The following is a 19295-nucleotide window of genomic DNA, read 5'->3' on the forward strand; positions in this document are numbered from 1 at the left end:
AAGCTGCGACCTCGGTTGCCATAATCATCCATGTTTGTCGCAAACTGCGTTTCTCTGAACTGATATTGCAAATATCTGGAGATTGCTAAGCAATGACGATTGCAGTAGGGCGAGCGCCAGCGGAGCGGGGATGGTTTGACGTCCTCGACGACTGGCTGAAGCGCGACCGATATGTATTTGTGGGTTGGTCAGGGTTGCTGCTGTTTCCCTGTGCGTATTTAGCACTGGGCGGGTGGTTGACCGGGACCAGCTTTGTGACGTCGTGGTACACCCACGGCATCGCGTCTTCGTACTTAGAAGGCGGCAACTTTTTGACCGTAGCAGTGAGCACCCCAGCGGATGCGTTTGGGCATTCGTTGATGCTGCTGTGGGGCCCCGAGGCACAAGGGAACTTCGTGCGTTGGTGCCAGTTGGGTGGCTTGTGGAACTTCGTAGCACTGCACGGCGCCTTCGGCCTGATTGGGTTCATGCTGCGTCAATTTGAGATTGCGCGGTTGGTGGGCGTCCGTCCGTACAACGCGATCGCCTTTTCGGGTCCGATCGCAGTGTTCGTGTCGGTGTTCTTGATGTACCCGTTGGGTCAATCGAGCTGGTTCTTCGCTCCGAGCTTTGGCGTGGCAGCGATTTTCCGGTTTTTGTTGTTCCTGCAAGGGTTCCACAACTGGACCTTGAACCCATTCCACATGATGGGCGTGGCCGGGATTTTGGGTGGGGCATTGCTGTGCGCCATTCACGGTGCGACGGTGGAGAACACCCTGTTCGAGGATTCAGAGCAATCGAACACCTTCCGGGCATTTGAGCCGACGCAGGCCGAAGAGACGTACTCGATGGTGACGGCGAACCGTTTTTGGAGCCAGATTTTCGGGATTGCGTTTTCGAACAAGCGGTGGCTGCACTTTTTCATGCTGTTCGTGCCGGTGACGGGCTTGTGGATGAGCTCGATCGGGATTGTAGGTTTGGCGTTGAACCTGCGGGCGTACGACTTCGTGTCGCAGGAGCTGCGGGCCGCTGAGGATCCGGAATTTGAGACGTTCTACACGAAGAACATCTTGTTGAACGAAGGGATTCGGGCCTGGATGGCACCGCAAGACCAACCGCACGAAAAATTCGTCTTCCCCGAAGAGGTTCTGCCTCGCGGTAACGCTCTCTAGGCATTTTTCTCTAACAGGAAAGATTTTTGCTCAACGGCCTCCCCAAAGGAGGTCGTTGCCGTTAGGATAGGGGGCGTAAACCTGTTGTAGTTGCGCGGAGGTGGTGCCCTCATGGTGGAATGTAGTAAAACCTTGGGTCTGATCGTTGGAGAAAGCCGGCTGTGAGCCGGAACCGTCCTCTGAGCACGATTCCCAGTAATCTTTAAGGTCTGGAACCAGACTTTAGTCGGAGAGTTCTTCCGGCAGCCAGGTTCCGACGTCATAGACCCGACTAGACCGCTCCTTGTCATCTGATAGGGAGCGGATAGTTTTTTGAGCAATTATCAACTCATCAATTCCGTAGCAAAAAGCACGAGATTACTCGTCTCAAGTCGCTACTTTTAAATGCACCTCGTGTTGACTTCAGATCTGTATGCCAAGACTTCGTTGGACTTCGTACCTCAAAGTGTTGGTGATTAGCCTGATTGCGGGCACCCTGTCCCCAGTCGTGGCGAGCTTACCTTCGCAAGGGACTCGTCCATCGTTGGCTCGAAGCATGGAGATGAACTCAGTGTTGAGTGCAGCCGAGATTCAGACTCGCCTATTGCGATTACCGGCTTGGCGTCTAGACGGACAAAGTATCGTCTGCGATCCCCGTTTCGCGGGGTTTCCAGAGGCGATCGCCTTCTTAAATCGCTTGGTGGAGCCAGCGGAAGCTGCAGGGCACCATCCGGATTTAGAAGTCTCCTACAACCGAGTCATCATCCGTCTAACTACGCACGATGCCGGAGGTTTGACCGACCAAGATTTTTCCTTGGCTGAAAAGATCAGCCAACTGTGAGCAGGGTCAATTCGTGAACTAGCACGGCATCGCCCCCTTCCCATGGTTGACTAGGCGACATATAATGAACCGTGAAGTTCTGCGGCTACCTTGTAAGTAATCCCAAACTTCTAACTCCCGGTGTGAGGATTGAGTTCATGAAAAATCTGTTCAAGGTCATGTTGGCTGGCCCTCTGGCCGCTAGCGTTGCTTTTGCAGGCGCAGCCCAAGCGGAAAGCCTGAACCGCGACACGATTAATCAGGTCAACGCGATCGCTAATGAAGAGCTGCCTGCAGCCCAAGTCACTTCGATCACTCAGCTGAGTGATGTCAAACCGACCGACTGGGCTTACCAAGCACTGCAATCGCTGGTTGAGCGCTATGGCTGTATCGTTGGTTATCCCGATCGTACCTACCGTGGCAGCCGCGCCCTGACTCGCTACGAATTCGCTGCTGGTCTGAACGCTTGTTTGGACAAAGTCATTGAATTTGCAGCTTCAAAAGAGGATCTCGACACCCTCAAGAAGCTGATGGAAGAGTTCCAAGCTGAACTCGCAACCCTGCGCGGCCGGGTCGACAGCCTCGAAGCTCGTGTGACCGAACTGGAAGCAACTCAGTTTTCCACCACCACCAAGCTACAAGGCGAAGTAATCCTGAGCTTGGATCGGGCTTTTGGCCCCAGCGGTCTCGACACCGGTACCTCCTTCTCGCAACGGGTTAGTCTCAACCTCAATACCAGTTTCACTGGTAAAGATTTGCTGAAAACGCGTCTGCGTTCCAACAGCATCACCTCTCCTGGCCTACGGGACTTCAATGGTGGCGTGCCTGGCTCAGGCATCATCAGCCCTGCTGCTGCCCTCGATTACGACAACGCCACCAACGCACCTAACGCTAATTTCTTCCTAGACACGTTGCTCTACACCTTCCCCGTGGGCGATGTGAAATTTACTGTGGGTACTTCTAACCTGCAGGTTGAAGACATTCTGTCGACGACTGGCACGTTCTACGCACCCTACATCAGCTACTTCTTCAGTACTCCGATCCCGGGTATCTATGGTGATGCTGATACCACCAACTCTGCTGGTGCTGGTTTCAACTGGCAACTAAGCAAAAGCTTTAACTTTGGTGCTGCCTACATCAACCAAAATGGTCCGACCACAGGTGGTAACCTCGCCAGTGACCCGACTTCGGGTGTGTTCGGTGCTGACTCTCAAACTACGGCTCAGTTAGCGTTCAAAAACGACAGTGGTACTTTCATCGGTGCCCTGGCCTACGCTTACCGGAAAGGTCCTGACCTTGCAACCGATTTGAGCTTCTTGCCTAGCCAGTTTGGTGGTGTTAACTTCGGTACTCCTCGTGCTTTGGCTGGTCTTGGCTTAGGTAGCTCCGGCTCAGACATCGTCAGCACCAACAATATTGGTTTGTCCTTGGGCTGGGCAGTGAGCGATGGCTTCACCATCAGCGGTTCCTATGGCATCAGCTTCGGCAACGGTTTTGGTGCTAACAACACAGTTCAGTCTTGGACGGTAGGCTTCACCTTCCCGAACCTCTTCGCTGATGGCAACGAGTTCGGCTTCGCAGTGGGTCAAGCACCCTACGTGATCAGTGATAGCCGGGGCGCTGCTTTCCAAGACACCGGTAACTTCGCTTTTGAGGTTTACTACAAGCTGCAAGTGACTGACAACATCTCGATCACTCCTGCTCTCTACGCCATCACCAATGCTGGCGGTGGTCTGAGCTTCCCCGATTCGGCTAATGGTGACTTCATCGTCCCCGTGATCAAAACCGTGTTTACTTTCTAAAGCTACGGCACTAGTTAGTTAATCCTTGGGAGAGGGTGGGGTCCGCAAGATCTCACCCTCTCTGTTTTGAGGGAAAGCTGGGTTTTGGGTGACCTCCTTGAGAGAAGTGTTGCAAGTTTTGCAAAACGTTCATGCAGGATGTGTTCCAAAAGACTAGTTTTTTGACAAGGGATTTGTTACCTTACCTTCGTGAGAAGTGATCTAGCCATTTCTCCCTACATGGTGTGAGGTTATCAATGAAACGCCTTTTCTCGGCGCTGCTTCTAGCCCCGGCAATTGCTGGTGTGGCTGCGGGCGCAGCAAATGCTAACGGTTTAAGCACCGAACAGCTCCAAAAAATTGACGCTGTAACTCCCAACGGCATCACCTCCGGTCAGATCACTTCGATCACCGAATTGAGTGATGTCAAGCCGACTGACTGGGCTTATCAAGCATTGCAGTCGCTAGTTGAGCGTTATGGCTGCATCGTCGGCTACCCTGATCGGACTTACCGTGGTAGCCGCCCCCTCCCTCGTTATGAGTTTGCAGCAGGCTTGAACGCTTGCTTGGACAAAGTCATTGAATTTGCAGCGTCGAAAGAGGATCTCGACACCCTCAAGCGACTGACTGAAGAATTCCAAGCTGAGCTGGCGACCCTGCGTGGTCGTGTTGATAGTCTCGAGGCTCATGTTAAAGAGCTCGAAGCTACCCGTTTCTCCACCACGACTAAGCTACAAGGTGAAGTAATCTTCAGCTTGGACGCTGTTGCTAATACTGCTGGCAACGAACGTAACCAAGACGGTGCTGTATCGTTCGGCAACCGCGTCAGCTTGAACCTCAACACGAGCTTCACTGGCAAAGACTTGCTATTGACCCGTCTGCGCGCTCGTAACATTGAGACGATTCAGCAGCGCTTGTCGCCTGGCTTTAATCCCTCGGGCTCGCGGCTCGACTACGACGGTACCGGTTCGCCTGGTGTCCCGAATTCGGCTAATACCTTTTTCCTTGACAAATTGCTGTACCGCTTCCCCGTCGGTGATGTCTCCTTCACTGTTGGTACCGCGGGCGTTCAACCTCAAGACTACGGCCTGAGCGACGCTACCTTCTTCAGTGGCCCTGCGAACACGAAAGCCTTCAAGTATGTCGGTGCAGGTGTTTACGCTGATACTCGTGATGCTGATACCGCTGGTGTTGGCTTCAACTGGAAGGCTAGTAAGAATTTCAGCTTCCAGGCTGGCTACATCAACCGCAACTCTGCTGATGTCTCGACTGTCAACAGTGGTGGTGTCTTTGGCTTCACCCCGACAGGGACTGGTACTAACTCTTGGGATGTGAACGCTCAAGTCAAGTACCAAACTGATAACAACAAGTTCCGAGTTGCTCTGGCCTACGCTCTGCGAAATGGTCGCTACGCCACTGACTTCGGTACCACCAACGCCTTCCAGCCTTTTGGTGCTACCAACTACAACAGCAACAACCTTGCTCTCTCCTTGGGTTGGGCAATTTCTGATGCTGTGACCTTGTCAGCCGGCTACGGCATTGGCTTTGTCAATGAGCAAGGTACGAACCAAAACGCGACTGTTCAGAACTACGCAATTGGCTTGACCTTCCCTAACCTGTTTGCTGATGGCAACGAGTTTGGTGTTGCAGCAGACCAACAACCTTGGGTCAGCAGCGCTTCTAACCGTTCGTCTGAAGACACTGGTTCCTTTGGTGTTGAAACCTACTACAAAATCCAAGTGACGGACAATATCTCCATCACTCCTGGTACTTACGTGTTCAACAACACCAATGGCCAGCAAAACGGTGGAACGACTTACGTTCCCTTCCTGAAAACAGTCTTCCGTTTCTAGGAATCAACTGTTTAGTTAGGGATGGGCGATCGCCCATCCCTAACCAACTCTTTCCTCACCACATTAGCTCTCGCCTGTCGAGAGCTTTTTTATGCTTTTTAGGAGCTGAAGCTGAAATCCTCAATCTCCAGTGGAGAATGGGTGTATAATCAGCTACAGCTGTGTGGAACGATCGCGTGGAGCTGTCCGGAAAGTGTGAATATGCTCTTCTAGCCTTGATTGAGCTAGCCCGAGGGCACAGCAACGGTGAACCACAACAGATCAAACAGCTTGCCGACCGGCAAAATATTCCCGATCGCTACCTTGAACAGTTGCTAGCTACCCTGCGGCGTGGAGGTATTGTTCGCAGTGTTCGTGGGGCTCGAGGTGGCTATCTTCTCGCCCGAGAACCCTGGCAAATTTCGATGCAGGATGTCGTGCACTGCATTGATGGGACTGAAATGCAGCGAACTGAGGCGATCGATCAGCAGTCAGTGACGATTGAACGCCAAATTCTTGTTGATATTAATGTTGAGCTTTGCAAGGCTGTAGAGGATGTTTTGGCTGCCTATAGCTTGCAAGATCTATTAGAAATTCGAGAAAATCGAGCTAGTACAGATTTGATGTATTACATTTGATTTTTCAGATTTACTGGGAACTATCTATTTGTCAATTTAGGCTTCCTCTGATCTTGAGCTGATCGTGATTGTTGAGTACTTAGACTTGCTCCACACTAGGAATGCTGAGCCTAAATGGCAATCTGCCGGCTAAAAGGCTGTTGCGCTCGTTTGAGTATCGACCCTTAGCTTTACAGAATTGGCGATTTGCTACCTACAGCTAGGGTTGTAGGCCATGATTATAAGGACGCCGTCTTCACCCGCTAACCGCTCAGTCATGCGAATCGCTCAGAACATCACGGAACTCATTGGCCGGACTCCTCTGGTGCAGCTCAATCGCATCCCCGTCGCAGATGGCTGCTTGGCCAGAATTGTGGTAAAGCTGGAAAGCTTTAATCCTTCAGCGTCGGTCAAAGACCGGATCGGCATCAGCATGATTCTAGAGGCTGAGCGCAAAGGCCTCATTGCTCCTGATCGCACAACACTGGTAGAGCCGACCTCTGGCAACACAGGGATTGCCTTAGCGATGGCTGCTGCAGCAAGAGGCTACCGGCTGATTTTGACCATGCCAGACACGATGAGTTCAGAGCGTCGGGCGATGCTGCGGGCCTATGGGGCCACACTGGAATTGACGCCCGGGATTGAAGGGATGGCTGGTTGCATTCAGCGGGCACAGGAAATTGTTGCCTCGCATCCTGAAGCCTATATGCTGCAACAGTTCAAGAATCCCGCGAATCCCAAAATTCACCGAGAAACTACAGCAGAAGAGATTTGGGCGGACACCGATGGCACCGTCGATATTTTGATTTCAGGGGTTGGCACAGGGGGAACAATCACCGGGGTAGCGGAGGTTTTGAAGGAACGCAAACCGTCCTTCCAAGCGTTCGCAGTTGAGCCAGCTAATAGTCCGGTGCTATCGGGAGGGCGGCCTGGTCCCCACAAGATTCAAGGCATTGGGGCAGGTTTTGTGCCAGAAGTGCTGGCGACTCAACTGATCGATGAGGTTGTGACGGTAAGCGATGACGAAGCGATCGCCTACGGCCGTCGCTTAGCTCGCGAGGAAGGGTTGCTGTCGGGGATTTCCAGTGGCGCTGCAGTCGCTGCCGCCGTCCAAGTTGCTCGCCGGCCTGAAAATACCGACAAACTGATCGTGGTCATCTTGCCCAGTTTTGGCGAGCGCTATCTCAGCACACCTTTGTTCCAAGAGCCGGAACTGGTTTCAGTTAGCAGCAACGGTTAGGTCTTTTGGCGGATCACTATCAGACGCTGGGTGTTTCCCCCAGTGCCAGCCAGCAGGAGATCAAGCTGGCCTATCGACAACTGGCAATGCAGTATCATCCCGATCGCAATGCCAAAGCCGGACATGATCGTATCGTGGCTATTAATGCCGCCTACGAAATCCTAGGGAACTTGGAAGAGCGGCGGCGCTATGATGCACTGCGAGGTGGCAGCCAGAGCGATGCAACCGATCGTACTGTGGCTGCTCAGGATCATTACCGTCAGCAACGTCGTCGCCAAAGCGATCGGGATGAAGCCGTTGAGCAGTGGCTGAAACGGGTTTACGAACCTGCTCAGACTGCCATTGGCAAAATTCTGCGGCCGTTTCGGGCGGAGCTAACTGCCCTTGCCGCTGATCCCTACGATGACGAATTGATGGCGGCTTTTGAAGCCTATATTGCGCGATCGCGGCAATTGCAGGCACAGGCAGAACGGTACCTGCAGTCCGAACCAGCACCCGCTATGGCCGGGGCGATCGCACGGTTGCTGTTTCAATGTCTGAATCAGGCTAGTGATGCTTTGGATGAATTGGAGCGCTACTGTTTGGGCTATAACGATGATTGCTTGCGGGATGGTCGAGAAATGATGCGTATTGCCCAACGTCTTCGCCAAGAAATGCAAGCGATCGTTCGGCAACAACCTGCTCGGAGCCGTTGAGAAGCTTCAGTAGACCATGGCCGACTACTTTCGTGACCTAGAGCAAACTACAGTGAGTGCCTAAACCCACAAGAAAATTTTAACTAAAAGGAGCGTGTTGTCTGGACAGAGAGCAGGCTCAAAGTAGACCCCGATAGCGAATAAAACTGAGGACAGCTGCCCAAGCACCAAGCGCCACTTTAATCGCTACGAGGATATTCAAAATAGGGATGATCCCGCCGCTAAGGGGTGCTCCCAATTGACCTTGGGGAAGTTCAATTCCCGAGAGTGTCAAGACTGACAACACAATAAAAATTAGGACTGTAACTTTCTCCCAAGTTTCAGCATGCCAACGGTGATAAATGCTTTGCATCGCCTCTGGTGATGAAGTCATAGCAATCAAACCAATCGCTGTTCCACCTGCGACACCAGCTGCAAATCCGCCTCCTGGGCTGAGATGACCACGAATGGCTAGCTCGATACCGACGATTGCAGCGATCGTTGCGCCAAGCTGGGCAAGTAGTCGTGAGGGAGGGTCACTGAATTGATCAATTTTTGTTGATAGAGGTTCGTTCGCTAAAAGATAGCGAACGCCCATAATTGCGATTGTAAAGACAACGACCTCAAAAACAGTGTCGTAGAGTCGATTGCGAAAAATAACGCCTGAGACGGCGTTGATCACCCCAGTATCTTGAACGATTAATTCAACAATCGGAAAAGACTGCTGAGAGGTTGGGTTCGGCAATAGAATAATTTTGAAAAAGAAGAGCAGACCAGCAGCAAGGTAAATCCACTTCATGAGAAAAGACCTTTTTTTGTTGATAATTCTTCGTAAATAACGTCAGTAAGAGATGAAACTGGTTGCATGGTCATAATCTCATAGACTCGCTGGAGTCTGGTTACTGTTTGATAGGCTGGGGAGGAATTTTCCTCCTCGAGCGCTTCAGAGCCTGACTGTAAACAGATCGCATGAATCTCCCTCTCGTGGAGTGCCTTGGCAAGGTTTTCACGATTGGAATAAGAAACAAGCTCTACTTTCATTTGATACTGTTTAAAGATAGTACGGAAGTAATCCATCAGCTGGCTGAAATGGTTGGAGGGACTCGTTTCGAGAGTAGTAATTTCATCCTCGAGAACCCCTAAACGTAAAACCAACGAAGATCGCACTGCGATCGCATAAAGCATGACTACCAGTAATGTGCCGACTAAAGCTTCTGTTGGGGCAACATCAGCTGCTCCTAGTACTGTGTAAGCCAGTGTTGCGATGGCTCCGAAGATACCTCGAATAACTAATGCCCTATAAGGATTAATCTGGCAGATTAACAGTATTGAAGTGAGGGGAAGTAGCGCCATAATGAAGTAAAGATAGCTATCCATGGGTGGTTCTCTGACTCGTTGGACGATCGCTAGAGCAATAGGCAAGAACGTAGCTCAGCATAGTATTCCAAAGTGCTAAAGATAAAATGGCAAGGATAAGTAACGGGAGTTCTCTGGGTCTTTTTAAGAGTAGTCCCAAAATGATACTGATTGAACCTAAGGTGTCGGCAACTGAGAGGTTGTGAAGCTTGAACAGGAGCGATCGCCGGCTGAGGAGAACGGGTGTACCCCAAAGCCAGAAAAAAACGCCGAGGATAATCAAGCAATAGCTTAGAAAATTAATCATGAGTCGCTAAGTCGCTTCAATAGGTGGGCAATCAACATGAATCCAGAGTTGCCAACACTGAGAATAATCACGCCAACCACGCCAATCATCCAGTCGTCTCGCAAAACAGAAACCAGGAGAATAATGACTGCTGTCTTTGTAGAAACACTGGAAAAGGCAAGCATTGTCTGCCAAATATCATCTCCTTTTAGCGATGTATAAAGAGGGACAAGTAAGGTCGCTATCATGATCATCAAGACAATATTTAAAGTCATAAACGCTTCCTCCGCATGCGGTGTACCTCATACCAGCCACTGTCGTTGTATTTAAGAACAATGCTCTTAGGAGTCAGTGTGATCAGAAAAATATCTCGAAACATTAACCGTGGCGATCGCTCAGACTTTATACGTTCAATCACAATCTCTTCTTGGAGATGGGGGTAAAAGATAATTTCAAAAGCTTCCCAATAAGCTTGGATAAATGCTATTAGAACTTTCCAGATTCCAACAAGGATCTCCTTGATTTGTCGGAGTGATATTGATGTAGAGCTATAGGGTAAGAGTAGTGCAATGCTAATACCAATCACGATGTTGATAGGGCTGAAATTGGCTGTTAGCAAAAACCAAATTGTCAGTCTCAGAATGAGGTTTGTAATCATACTGCCACTATGCCAAAAATTACAACTAGACTAATAATCATCACTCCAATCAGATTCTCGAACTGTTCAATCGCTCTGGGCAACTTAATCACCAATCGCCGAAAGATGACTAAATAAGCGATCCATCCGATTACAATCGTCGCCAAAGGTTTCAGGATATTCTCGAGTGTATAAGCTTCATAATAGACAATATTAGCAACTAAGAGCCCCCCTAGTAGAAGTGTCATCGCGATCCAAAATCCTTGTTTCTGAGATAATCGCTCAGTTGAACTCTCTTGCTGATGGGGTAGAAAAATAAACTTAGCAAAGGAGATCGCAGTTCCTACTGCTGCAAGATTCATTCCGATGACTTGCCAAGGCAGTAAATTTTTCATGGTCAGAACCTTAGCCCCAAATCCTGAAAGGAGTGGAAATCCTGAAATTGAGAAGCTGGCAATCACTAAAACAATCCAGATTGAGTTTGGAATCGGTTGTAGTTGAAGCTCTTTGATATTTCGACTGGGCAAAATTCCTGCAATTAAAAAGAGTGCAGCCTTGACTAAACCATGGGAAAGTGCGTAGAGGCCTCCCACTTCAGGGGCTGCCAAAATAAAACCAACCTGAGAAATAGTATGAAAGGCCAAGATCCGTTTGGCATCTTTCTCTAGAACTGCATAGAATACGCCGAGCAAGGCTGTGGCTACTCCAAAGATCCGAATGATTTGATCAACTGCTTCGAACAATAGAGCGCAGCGGACGAGTGGCAGTATCCCTGCTTTAACAACAACACCAGACATTAGGGCTGAAACAGGGGCTTCTGATTCTGAATGAGTGAGCGGTAGCCAGAAGCCTGAGACAAAAATTCCGCCCTTAACGAGCAGGGCCATAAAAATTAAAGCGATCGCTTCTAAAGGAGCATTTTGTAACCCTTGAAAAGCGAAGGAATGATTAGCCTGATAAACCAAGATTGTGCCAACTAGATAAAACAGCATGGCAACATTGCTAACAAAGAGATATCGCAGACCAATCCAGATTGAGCGATCGTTTCGAGGATATGAAATTAATAGAAAGGTCGCAATACTGAGAACTTCCAAAGCCACGTAGAGACTCATAAAGTCTGCACAGGCAAATGCCGCATTGACGCTGCCGTGCAAAATCAAAAGCTGAGTGTAGAAAAAAGCGGTTTTATTGCTTTTCCAGCAGTAGCAAACGACTGCTGTGGTAACCAGGGCATTCGTGAGAATAAAAAATGCAGCTAGAGGATCAAGAATAAGATCAATACCAAATTGATCTAGAAACCTGAAGTCTACCGCTGTTCCTCCAAGAAAGAGCTTTCCTGCATAGGCTGCTGAAGCGATCGCAGCCAATAGGGCTAGTAATCGACTGGTGTTGGGAAGAATATAGGCTAAGAAGCCCAGCAAAAAGGGCGAAAAAATCCAAATCAGCGTTAGCTCTTTCATTGCGTATTGCTGCGCTCAACTTCACTGATTTCTAAGGTGGGATTATTCCTCGATAGCTTCATGATCCCAACTAAAATCAGTGCTTGAACTGAAAAGCCAATCACGATTGCTGTTAGGATGACTGCCTGGGGAACGGGATCGGCATAGGCTTGATTCTGATCGGTGATCAAAATTGGTGTGAAGAGCCCTTCCCTGGCTGCAACAACGACGTAATACGTGATTACACCAGTACTCATCACATCCATTGCAATGACTTTCATGATCAGATTTTTCTTGAATAGAGTCCCAAAAAATCCAATCAGTAGTGTTGCTAGAATCAAGCCCTCTATCACCAGCAAATCTCCGTGGCAATGCAACTAAATATTAATCAAAATAATAACTTGTTTTTTGGTTAAATGAAAAACATTGAAGTATCTATCAAGATATCAATACTCTCTATAAAATCTTTTAAAGAATCAGTCTTCGCTCTTTCAGAATTGCTTTTTAGTTTAGTTGCTTTTAATGAGTATATTAGACTTTGTCAATGAGTTAAAATAATAACAGCAACAAGTTTGTTTTTAAGCATTTAAGCGTTAAAACTCCTATCTGCTTGAGGATGACTTCCCCAAAAAGTACTGTTGTCCTCTCAAAAACAATGGGCTGAAATCAAATAACTTATTAGTCGAAAAATTGCTGCTGAAGGTTCCTTCAACCCTGGTAATAGCTAAGGTCTGCCGCGCCCAGAGCACAGCAGACCTTACCTGTTGAGCGATTAGCCGCCAATGGTTTGGGCAAGGCCAAGGAACAGCGGAATGGCAATCCCGATTGCCACAGGAGTTCCGATCGCGGTGGAAGCCCCGATGTAGGCAGAGGGGTTGGCAGAAGGAATGCCAGCGCGCAGCGTCGGGGGACCGGAAATGTCGGAACTAGAGGCAGCGATGACTGCCAGAACCACAACGCCGCCCATGCTAAAACCAGTTGCGTAGTGCGCAATCATGCCAAGGCCGAAGGCAATGAACCCATGGGCTAGCGGCGCCACGATACTGTAGACGACGTACCACTGAGCTACTTTACGCAGCTCACTAATTCTCGACCATGCTTCCATGCCCATGACCAGCATCAGGATGGAAAGCAGCCCCCGGAAGAGAGGATCGTAGAAACCTTCGTAGACACTTTCTGGACGGGCAAACAGACCCAGAGCAACGCCAAGCAACATTGCTGATAGGGCTGGACCTTGCAGGCTTTCTTCTACAATCGGCCAGATTTTGACCCGATGATCCCCAGACTCTTGCTGAGCATATTCGCGCCGGCTGCTGGGATAGTCCGACGAGCTGGAATAGTCGCCAGCGGCAACGGGCTGCTTGCTGTAAGCCCCCTGGGCTGACGCGAAAGCTGCTTCTTTCCGCTTCTTCTTATTGAGATAGATGTTGGCGACGACGATCGCAGTCACCAAGGCCGGAATATCCATGAAGGGATAAAGCGCACCGGCCCAAGCTTCGTAGGGAATTTTTTGCTCTTCAAGGAGGGTTAGAGCTGCGGCCATCGTCGAGCCACTCACAGCACCAAAGAGCCCTCCCGTTGCGATCGCATCCACTGTTTTAACCTTTGGCATTCTCGCCAAGGTGTAGCGGGCGATGAAGACGATCAGAATGCCAATCGCTACTGAAAAGAGCGCGGGTAGGACCATCTCCGTCAAATTCGAGTTGCGGATCGCCATACCGCCGGTCAGACCAATCTTGGTCAGCAGCATGAAAACGATGATCTTACAAATCGACTCTGGGATTTGCAGCTGACTACCACAGGCAGCAATAACCATGCCGCCAATCAGAAAGCTGAGTGTTGGAGACTGCAGCTGCTTAACGAAGTCCATTAAGAAATTGGACAAGAAATCCACGGGTATCTCCTCCTGTCTCCTCGAATGAAGAGCAACGATTGTGAACAGCAAGCTTTTGAAAAGCAGCTGAAAATAAGGGTGAATTGCTTCGCCCTAACAACACAGGTGTTGTCTAAAAATTGATTGACAGGATAGGCAGAGAGAATTTTCTCTTCAGGAGAACAGAGGTGATTGCAAAACTGCATCACTCCATAGATTCCTGTCTATTCAGATCCGTATCCCTGTGTGGCTAAGTCTATCTTGAGGAGGACAGTTTTGTTTGCTTCACACCCTAAATTTGTAGCGCAATGTCAAATCTATTCCATAAGTTTTCCTTTATCCCGCGATCGCTAATCGCAGGTTCGTCTAATACAAATCATGATCGCAGAGTTTTATCAATGATTAATGATTGCTTTGGGAAAACGATTGATTAGAGCCAAGGTCTAAGACGATTCGGCGCTGATCAATGCCACTGATTGAGGCCATTGCCTACATTGTCTAAAGGGATGCATCAGTAAAACTTTGAATTGATTCCGGCAAGGCAACGGTTTGCGCTTGCTAGCAATGCCTCAGGATTAATAAGGCACAGCAATGCAGTCGGGCAAGCAGGCTCGCGGAAGGCGCAATTGTCTACCTGTCAATGCTCATCATTCGCAACAATCTATTCCCCGCAAGAGTAGTAGCCTCCTAGAGTTTTGGCATAGACTCAACAATATGGCTCAAAACTAAACCATAGACTTCTGTCTTGGATCATCCTAGTAAACTGCCTGAGGAGGTAACCCCATGACTCAGAAAGCCTGCAAACTGATCATCGTTACGGAAAAAGTGCTCCAAAATAAAATCACTCAAATTATCGATGCAGCGGGAGCTACGGGTTACACAGTGGTCTCCGCGGGTGGCCGAGGCAGTCGCAACGTGCGCTCTTCTGGTCAACCCAATGTCAGTGACACTTACTCGAATATCAAAATTGAAGTCCTGACGATTGATCGGGAACTCGCTCTCAAGATTGCTGATGAAGTTGCCGAGCAGTTTTTCGATAATTACTCCGGTATCTCCTACATCTCAGATGCAGAGGTTCTGCACGCACATCAATTTTGATCTGACCTCGATGAGCTGAAGGGTCTCTGCCGTCTCGATTGAGCGTCAGTCCCTTCCGCTAAAAGTCGAGGAAGTTAACTCAGGTGTTAGTCGAGCGATCGCGTCAGGATTTACCCTCGCGATCGCCGTAAATCTGCTGTCTCGGGAAACTCTTTGGAGCTGGGGAGGATCGGCCAGCGTTGCCAAGCGATCGCGGCCATCGGTTGAAAGCGATCGCGACAGCGTTGGGCTGCTTCGGCTGTAGAAGTTGGTAGCTGTTCATAAAAACCACCATCGGGGGCTTCAGGCCAATAGCAACAGCCCCCGAGTCCTTGTTGCCCTTCAAACAACTGAATTTCTAAGGGAATTTGTGGTGCGATCGTGGCTAGGGGTAAAGTGCCCGGCCGTTGGCGTGCTTGGAAGCGGACGATCGCGATCGCTTGATCCAGGCCGGCGGGTTGCCAAGCAATCTGCCACCCATTACAGATGATCCGCAGCGATCGTAGGCGATCGGCTGGGCCTTGCACCCGAATTTGCAGACGTTCCAAGGAGGCATCGACGCCGCGACTGGTGCCGCCCTGATTGACGTCCTCCGCTAGAACCGGCCAGGGTTCCAGGCTGTGCCGGAGTTCCAGCGACCAATCGGAGGCGATGGAACAGCATCCAAGCGTCGGAAAGCGATCGGCAAAGTGACTGGCAAACCAAGCGGGATTAAAGACAAATCCGGCGCGATTAAGGTCAGCCAATACACTCTGAAAATCAGCTTGAATGGCGGCTGGGCTGAGGAAGCGATCGTGCAGCTCAGTTCCCCAGCGGCGCAGGGGTGCCTGAAAAGGCGATCGCCAGAACCAAGCGACCAAAGCACGCACCAATAGCAGTTGCAGCAATCGTTCTGCCGCATCGGGGGGCATGGCAAATGCCCGCAGTTCCAACACGCCCCACTGCTGAGTGGGAATGCGACTCGGCCAGAGTTTATCGAGGCAAAATTCAGCGCGGTGGGTGTTACCACTGACATCAGCGAGCAAATGCCCTAAGAGAGCATCGATCGCTGCCGGATTGAGATCCGCTCGTAGCTGCTCAAAGGCCAGCTCCAGCTCGTAGAGAATTTCCGGCCGTCCTTCATCGACGCGAGGGGCTTGGCAGGTTGGGCCAATGAACCAGCCGGCAAAGCCGTAGGACAGGCTGGGGTGATGCTGCCAGTAGCTGATCAGGCTCTGTAGTAAATCCGGTCGTCGCAAGAGTGGACTGGTCTGGGGCGACCGCCCGCCCAGGGTAATGTGAGCCCCACCACCCGTATCCGTCAGAAGCCCATTGAACTGAAAGCGCTGTGCGGTCAACCCTAGGGACTGCGCCTCTTGATAGAGACACTGGGTTTGGGCAACCAGCGATCGCCAATCGCCAACCGGATGAATGTTGACCTCTAGTACCCCCGGATCCGGCGTCACTTGCAGACCCAGCAATTCAGGATGACGGGACGGTGGATAGCCCTCTAGGCGAATCGGCTGCTGCAGGATGTCACTGGTTTTGGCGATCGCCTGCACGAGCTGGAGATGAGCCGGGACAGAAATCAAGGGTGGCAAAAAGACGCGCAACTGCTGCTCAACTTGTCGCACCACCAAGGCAAGCTTGAGGCTGTTCGGCGGCGCGAGGATCGCAGGTCCAGGCTGCCATGAGTCTAAATCGGTGCTGTCATCGGGCTCGTAGGGTAGGTCGATATCGCCCAACTGCTGCAGAGGGAGACGCAAACCTAGGGGTGTCTCGCCTTCTAGGGGCACTAAGTTTGCAGACTCGGGCGCGATCCAAGCACAGGTTGCCCAAGCCGGTTGATCTGCCCTACGAATCGGGAGCAGTGGCAAAACCACCGCGCTTTCGGCTGGAACAATCCAAGGCTCCACAACCGGTAATTGCAGGACTTGCTGCAGCGTTTGGACGAATTGTTGGGCGGCATCAGTCGCAATCGCAGCTGTCGTTGCGGTAGAAACAGTCAGCGGTTCGCCACGCCAAAGTGGTTGTCCATCTCGCCGCCAGTAGGCACCTAAAGCCCAGCGCGGTGCCAGTTCACCCGGGTACCACTTGCCGGTTCCCTCCAGCAGGAGCGGCTGGGGCAGTTGAAAAGCGGTGACCAAGCGATCGAGCAGGCTTAGTCCCAGCTGATATTTCTCAGCCCCGAGGGCCGCCGTTCGCCATTGCAGATCCTCAAGCTGGTTGGCGGCGACAAACGTCGGTTCACCCCCCATCCACAGCTCTACACCGCTTGCTTGTAGGGCCGCTTCTACCCGATCGCCCAGCGCTGCGATCGCTGTCCAATGTTTTGCCGCTGACCCCATCGCTTGCCCCGTGACGGTGCTCCCTAGAAAGCCATGTCCGCGTTTGGGCTGCAGTGTCAGATGTTACGAGAAGGGGGCTACAGGGTTTCAAGGTAGCGCAAGAGGTCGGCCATGGTTTCTGGACTGGGCTGAAACTTAGGCATGGGAGGCGTTTCGCCAGTCGTTACCTGCCGGATCAAATCTTTGCGGGACTTGCGATTGGAGACATTAGCCAGGTCCGGTCCAACCAAACCCCGTCCTTCAGGCCCATGGCAGCCGGCACAGTTGATTTGAAAGATTGCCTGGCCGCGCTCAGCATTGCCCGGCAGGTTTAGCACCGTGCTGACGTAGGGATCGGCAGGACGAATAAGCGTGACCACTAGGCCGATCGCAACCATGACAGCAGTTGCCAGGAGCCAGCCCAAGGTCTGAGCGGCGCGAGATTCAATCGATTTGGAAAGAGATTGTTCCACAGCGCTCGCGATCGCGGGACTGAGACTGTCAGTCGTTTGCAGGACGTGTCTCAGAAGGATCATACACCTTTACAATTAGAGGGGTAGCAGCAGCAATCGCCCCTTGCCTTGGGCTTTTCGGGGAGCTAGCTCAATCGCTACACTGCTTAAGCACCCTGTATTTCCAAGAGGCAGCCAATCATGATCGAGCCCTTGCTCTGCGGTATCGTTCTTGGGCCTAATCCCGATTACCTCGGCGGGCTTGTTTATGGCAGCCTACCTGCAATATCGTCGCGGCAACCAACTCGGCGCCTAATCAGCCGCAGTTGTTGCTCTCAATCACTCAACCGCAGTCAGCCGATTGGTTTGCTGCGGTTCTGTTTTTCTAGACCATTGACAATCGGCCTGATTGACCGATGGAAAGTTTTAGTCCTTCTGGGGAACAGCCCAAGTGATCAGGCTGACTGCCGTACTGCCGTAGCGACGGCATTGCTTGAGTTCAAAATTGGGAGGAAGGGCGATCGCCCGATCGGGACGATGCTCAACAGCAATCTCTCCCTGCTCGTGCAAGAGCGATCGCTCCGCTAAGAGAGCCAGGACGGGTTCGTACAGATCACCGTCGTAGGGCGGGTCGAAGTAAATCAAGTCAAAGGCTGGGGCATCCAGACTAGCCAGCAGGCGACAGATCTCCCCTTTTAACAGCCGTACTTCTTGATCAGGCGCCTGTAATTTCTGCCAGTTCTGGGCGATCGCCCGACAGGCCTGGGCAGACTGCTCAATGCCCCACACCACGCTGGCCCCTCGGAGGAGTGCCTCGCCACCCATAGCGCCGCTGCCGGCACAGAGATCGAGCCAACGGCAGTCAGGAACTGCAAATTGCCAGACGTTGAAGATAGCGTTGCGTACCCGGGAAGGGGTCGGTCGGGTTCCCAAACCTGCAGGGGTTTGCAGCGATCGCCGGCCCGAAAGACGGATGCTCATGCCACTGTTTGAAGCTGAGCCGCTGCAACTTGGGTGACAAAATTAGCCAGCAGTTGCAAGCCAGCCTTCGCTGATTTTTCGGGGTGGAATTGCACAGCCCAGAGGCGATCGCGGGCGATCGCGGCGGTGACTGGTTGTGAACCATGCTGAACTGTCGCGGCTGTCAGGGTCGGTTCACTCGGGACTACGTAGTAGGTATGGACGAAGTAGAACCAAGGATCAGCGCCAAGATTTTGCCACAGGGGGCAATCGGGCTGCTGCAGTTGGAGTTGATTCCAGCCCATATGAGGAATGACTAGCCCAGGCTCACTGCGAAAGCGTTGAACCCGACCGGGCAAGATCCCTAGTCCGGCCGACTGTCCTTCTTCACTGGCTTCAAACAACAGTTGCAGACCCAAACAGATTCCCAAAAAAGGCTTGCCACTGGTTGCAGCCTGGTGCAGCGGTTCAATCAACTGGCGATCGCGCAGGTGGTCCATGGCTGGATCAAAAGCGCCAACCCCTGGCAGTAAGACACCATCCGCCGCCAGAATTGTGGCCGGATCAGCCGTCACGATCGGATTGGCCCCAGCAGCTTCTAGGCCCTTGCAGGCGGAGTGCAGGTTGCCCATGTCATAGTCAACCACGGCAATTTGAGGGGTGGAGGCCATGACGCTGAAGCTCAAAGGAAACGGAACTACTTTTTATCTTAAGAGTCAGCGCGAGCCAGCCGCATTGAGGCTTGCTCCCCGGACGGTAATCGCCTAGAGTTTTAGCTTTGGTGGCAATTTCTGCTGTTTACGCATCGCTCACCG

Annotated in this window: 20 protein-coding genes and 1 pseudogene; 9 read left to right on the plus strand and 12 right to left on the minus strand. The window is 51.3% G+C overall.

Going from position 1 to position 19295, the window contains the following annotated elements; genetic code table 11:
* Positions 1-92 precede the first annotated feature (92 nt).
* From psbD to SYC_RS12940, 7 genes are all read left to right on the plus strand, one after another.
* Positions 93-1151 (plus strand): photosystem II D2 protein (photosystem q(a) protein), encoded by a 1059-nt coding sequence (psbD, locus tag SYC_RS12910; RefSeq protein ID WP_011244758.1) that lies wholly within the window; start codon positions 93-95, stop codon positions 1149-1151.
* Positions 1152-1563: 412 nt separating this feature from the next.
* Positions 1564-1971 (plus strand): 4a-hydroxytetrahydrobiopterin dehydratase, encoded by a 408-nt coding sequence (locus SYC_RS12915; protein ID WP_011244759.1) that lies wholly within the window; start codon positions 1564-1566, stop codon positions 1969-1971.
* 137 nt (positions 1972-2108) lie between these two features.
* On the plus strand, positions 2109-3752 hold the full coding sequence (locus tag SYC_RS12920; RefSeq protein ID WP_041677061.1) for an iron uptake porin: 1644 nt from the start codon (positions 2109-2111) through the stop codon (positions 3750-3752).
* A gap of 236 nt (positions 3753-3988) precedes the next feature.
* Positions 3989-5584 carry an iron uptake porin gene (locus tag SYC_RS12925; RefSeq protein WP_041677063.1) on the plus strand — a complete coding sequence of 532 codons (1596 nt, stop codon included), beginning with the start codon at positions 3989-3991 and terminating at the stop codon, positions 5582-5584.
* A gap of 176 nt (positions 5585-5760) precedes the next feature.
* Entirely contained in the window at positions 5761-6201 is a 441-nt protein-coding gene (locus SYC_RS12930) for an RrF2 family transcriptional regulator (protein ID WP_039755680.1), read from the plus strand.
* Between the two features lie 256 nt (positions 6202-6457).
* Positions 6458-7420: a cysteine synthase A gene (gene cysK, locus SYC_RS12935; protein ID WP_173282540.1), complete on the plus strand. Its 963-nt coding sequence runs from the start codon at positions 6458-6460 to the stop codon at positions 7418-7420.
* A 5-nt stretch (positions 7421-7425) separates the two neighbouring features.
* Positions 7426-8115: a J domain-containing protein gene (locus tag SYC_RS12940; RefSeq protein ID WP_011378044.1), complete on the plus strand. Its 690-nt coding sequence runs from the start codon at positions 7426-7428 to the stop codon at positions 8113-8115.
* A 118-nt stretch (positions 8116-8233) separates the two neighbouring features.
* Here SYC_RS12940 and SYC_RS12945 read toward each other — a convergent pair whose 3' ends face one another.
* The 8 genes from SYC_RS12945 to SYC_RS12975 form a co-directional block, all read right to left on the minus strand.
* Complete coding sequence (locus SYC_RS12945) at positions 8234-8893, minus strand: Na(+)/H(+) antiporter subunit B (protein ID WP_011244765.1); 660 nt, start codon at positions 8891-8893, stop codon at positions 8234-8236.
* Positions 8890-9471, minus strand: coding sequence for a DUF4040 domain-containing protein (locus SYC_RS12950; RefSeq protein WP_011244766.1), 582 nt, complete (start codon positions 9469-9471; stop codon positions 8890-8892). The genes SYC_RS12945 and SYC_RS12950 overlap by 4 nt, the downstream gene beginning before the upstream one ends.
* The gene (locus SYC_RS13675; RefSeq protein ID WP_011244767.1) at positions 9464-9757 is read right to left on the minus strand and encodes a monovalent cation/H(+) antiporter subunit G; all 294 of its coding nucleotides are present in this window, start codon (positions 9755-9757) and stop codon (positions 9464-9466) included. Before SYC_RS13675 ends, SYC_RS12950 begins: the two co-directional genes overlap by 8 nt.
* Positions 9754-10011 (minus strand): hypothetical protein, encoded by a 258-nt coding sequence (locus SYC_RS12955; RefSeq protein WP_011244768.1) that lies wholly within the window; start codon positions 10009-10011, stop codon positions 9754-9756. The genes SYC_RS13675 and SYC_RS12955 overlap by 4 nt, the downstream gene beginning before the upstream one ends.
* Complete coding sequence (locus tag SYC_RS12960; protein WP_011378046.1) at positions 10008-10394, minus strand: Na+/H+ antiporter subunit E; 387 nt, start codon at positions 10392-10394, stop codon at positions 10008-10010. Before SYC_RS12960 ends, SYC_RS12955 begins: the two co-directional genes overlap by 4 nt.
* Complete coding sequence (locus SYC_RS12965) at positions 10391-11833, minus strand: cation:proton antiporter (RefSeq protein ID WP_011244769.1); 1443 nt, start codon at positions 11831-11833, stop codon at positions 10391-10393. The genes SYC_RS12960 and SYC_RS12965 overlap by 4 nt, the downstream gene beginning before the upstream one ends.
* Positions 11830-12165 (minus strand): cation:proton antiporter subunit C, encoded by a 336-nt coding sequence (locus SYC_RS12970; protein ID WP_011244770.1) that lies wholly within the window; start codon positions 12163-12165, stop codon positions 11830-11832. The genes SYC_RS12965 and SYC_RS12970 overlap by 4 nt, the downstream gene beginning before the upstream one ends.
* Before the next feature lie 419 nt (positions 12166-12584).
* On the minus strand, positions 12585-13706 hold the full coding sequence (locus SYC_RS12975) for a sodium-dependent bicarbonate transport family permease (protein ID WP_011244771.1): 1122 nt from the start codon (positions 13704-13706) through the stop codon (positions 12585-12587).
* Positions 13707-14468: 762 nt separating this feature from the next.
* On the opposite strand from SYC_RS12975, the gene SYC_RS12980 reads away from it, so the two are divergent.
* Positions 14469-14783 (plus strand): P-II family nitrogen regulator, encoded by a 315-nt coding sequence (locus tag SYC_RS12980; protein ID WP_011244772.1) that lies wholly within the window; start codon positions 14469-14471, stop codon positions 14781-14783.
* A 110-nt stretch (positions 14784-14893) separates the two neighbouring features.
* Here SYC_RS12980 and SYC_RS12985 read toward each other — a convergent pair whose 3' ends face one another.
* Positions 14894-17089, minus strand: coding sequence for a transglutaminase family protein (locus tag SYC_RS12985; RefSeq protein ID WP_011244773.1), 2196 nt, complete (start codon positions 17087-17089; stop codon positions 14894-14896).
* Positions 17090-17166: 77 nt separating this feature from the next.
* Positions 17167-17604: a c-type cytochrome gene (locus SYC_RS12990; RefSeq protein ID WP_011244774.1), complete on the minus strand. Its 438-nt coding sequence runs from the start codon at positions 17602-17604 to the stop codon at positions 17167-17169.
* Between the two features lie 117 nt (positions 17605-17721).
* On the opposite strand from SYC_RS12990, the pseudogene petG reads away from it, so the two are divergent.
* Positions 17722-17836: pseudogene (gene petG / locus SYC_RS12995) on the plus strand (cytochrome b6-f complex subunit V).
* 110 nt (positions 17837-17946) lie between these two features.
* On the opposite strand, the gene rsmD reads toward petG, so the two are convergent.
* Entirely contained in the window at positions 17947-18501 is a 555-nt protein-coding gene (gene rsmD, locus SYC_RS13000; RefSeq protein WP_011244776.1) for a 16S rRNA (guanine(966)-N(2))-methyltransferase RsmD, read from the minus strand.
* Positions 18498-19151, minus strand: a complete 654-nt coding sequence (gene hisH / locus SYC_RS13005) for an imidazole glycerol phosphate synthase subunit HisH (RefSeq protein ID WP_011244777.1) — start codon at positions 19149-19151, stop codon at positions 18498-18500. The genes rsmD and hisH overlap by 4 nt, the downstream gene beginning before the upstream one ends.
* Positions 19152-19295 lie beyond the last annotated feature (144 nt).

The sequence above is a fragment of the Synechococcus elongatus PCC 6301 genome (assembly GCF_000010065.1).
In the GTDB taxonomy this organism is placed as follows: domain Bacteria; phylum Cyanobacteriota; class Cyanobacteriia; order Synechococcales; family Synechococcaceae; genus Synechococcus; species Synechococcus elongatus.